At 34.0% G+C, this 1815-nt stretch carries 4 protein-coding genes; 3 read left to right on the forward strand and 1 reads right to left on the reverse strand.

Annotated features, from left to right (window positions below):
* Both WB217_RS02140 and WB217_RS02145 read left to right on the forward strand, forming a co-directional pair.
* Nucleotides 1-243 (forward strand): DUF1450 domain-containing protein (locus tag WB217_RS02140; RefSeq protein ID WP_423990211.1); only part of this gene is annotated, 243 nt, incomplete at its 5' end.
* Nucleotides 244-373: 130 nt separating this feature from the next.
* On the forward strand, nt 374-550 hold the full coding sequence (locus tag WB217_RS02145; RefSeq protein ID WP_423990213.1) for a hypothetical protein: 177 nt from the start codon (nt 374-376) through the stop codon (nt 548-550).
* Nucleotides 551-603: 53 nt separating this feature from the next.
* Here WB217_RS02145 and WB217_RS02150 read toward each other — a convergent pair whose 3' ends face one another.
* The gene (locus tag WB217_RS02150) at nt 604-1089 is read right to left on the reverse strand and encodes a DinB family protein (protein ID WP_423990215.1); all 486 of its coding nucleotides are present in this window, start codon (nt 1087-1089) and stop codon (nt 604-606) included.
* A gap of 284 nt (nt 1090-1373) precedes the next feature.
* Between WB217_RS02150 and WB217_RS02155 the strand changes: the two genes are divergently transcribed.
* Nucleotides 1374-1742 carry a hypothetical protein gene (locus WB217_RS02155; RefSeq protein ID WP_423990217.1) on the forward strand — a complete coding sequence of 123 codons (369 nt, stop codon included), beginning with the start codon at nt 1374-1376 and terminating at the stop codon, nt 1740-1742.
* Nucleotides 1743-1815: the final 73 nt, after the last annotated feature.

The raw sequence follows: 1815 nt of genomic DNA on the forward strand, positions 1-1815 counted from the left end.
TTTTCAAAACAAAAGAAAGTTAAGATTGAATTCTGCCAAAAGAATCTTCAGCAGTTTTTAACGGAAGATGATTTTGCGGGTTATCAGGAATTCTTAGCCAAGAAAAATGTAACTGTTCAAGAGTACGAATGTCAAAGCAGATGCAAGGAATGCAGGAATTCAGCTTATGCCATTGTAAATGGTGAAATGGTTTTGGCACATGATTCAGCTGAGCTATTGGACCAAATGAAGCAATCTTTCTAAAAGGTTTTCCCCCCCATTGTACCTTGGCGGTTTTTCTGTATTTGTAATGGAAGTACAGGGATTCATTTAATTTAAATATAAAGGATCTAGAAAAAGAAAATATAGTATTACCATATCGGGAGGACTCACCATGTTTAACGAAAAACGTGCTGAAAAAAGAAGGAAGAAAAAACAGGAAGGTATGTACGGGATTTGGGATTTTGTCAGTGATGTCTTGTTTAGCATACCGGAATTGATTTTTCTACCGTTCCGCCTGTTATTTCTCCTATTCAGGTTCCTGGTGAGGTCAGCTTTTGATTCCTTTTAAAATGAAAAATAAAACTTTGGATAAACGATGATGTCCAAAGCTCTTTCATGATATTATATTTTTTTAACTTGCTCAATTTTTAATCCGAAAATTTGAGGTGGTTCAATTTTGTTCATCTGTAAATATGTAGAGATTTGTCCTCGGTGATGGATTTCATGTTCCGGAATTGCCATTAGTATTCTCCACACGCTAACTTCATGACCATGAAGGGTTAAAACTTTTTTTGTCAACCCATCGTTGCTAACTTTTATTAGACCCTCTGTTAGTTTAATCTGACATGCTTCTAAATAATTTGAAATATCCTCAAGAGAAGCCCCCTTACCAGTATCGTGTCCTGTGTATATCCACTTTCCGTGTTCAAATATACCAAGAAACATTAACCGAGATGATGCGATATGGCGCAATAAATCACCTGTAGAAAATTTATCTTCATAAGGCTTCCAATCTAAGAGTTCATTAGGTATTACTTTTACATATTGCATTGTTCGTTTATGTATACCATCTAGATATTTTACATATTCCTTTATATCATGAATCATGTTTCCACTCTCCAATTTTTCTGACTTTTGTTACTTATATTCTAAATTCTTTGGAAATAATCCTTTTAAAGTTGCCAGAGCATTACCACTGGACTATTCAAGCTTTCAACTCGCAAGTTTAAAAGCGCCTTTTATCAAGATATGCAGGGGAAAAAAGTTCTGATTGAAGAATTTATTAAAAAGAATTATCAATAAACTTATCAGAATATTAAGAAAAAAGGTATACCTTTTTGTGAAAATGTATATAATAGAGAGAAAAACTATTAGATAAAAGGGGAAAAGGTATGGTGACATATGGCACTTTTTTACGTTTAGTAGAAGAGGCGGAAAAGTTGAACTGCAAAGTGATTCTCGATTCTAAGAAAAAAATCAATTTTAATCCTAACATGTCCATTACAATTCCATTATCAACGACTTTGGAAAATATTTATGCTTTTGCCCATGAAATAGGGCATTTAATAGACTTTGTAAATGGTGAACTTGACTATGAACAATGGCTGAATGACTGGTCCTACCGAATAACTGCTGAAATGAGCGCATGGGTTCATGCTTATAAGGTGCTACAGGACCTGGATGTTCCGCTGGGTGAATGGAAATCTCATGTAGAATCCAAATTATCGACTTATTTCAAATATCATGAAGTAATTGCTTGATCTGGAGACTGGCTATTTAGCTGGTCTTTTTTATTTACAGAAAAGTAATCAATTTTTACATATAGTGTACAGG

This window comes from Mesobacillus sp. (assembly GCF_049588175.1).
In the GTDB taxonomy this organism is placed as follows: Bacteria; Bacillota; Bacilli; order Bacillales; family Cytobacillaceae; genus Mesobacillus.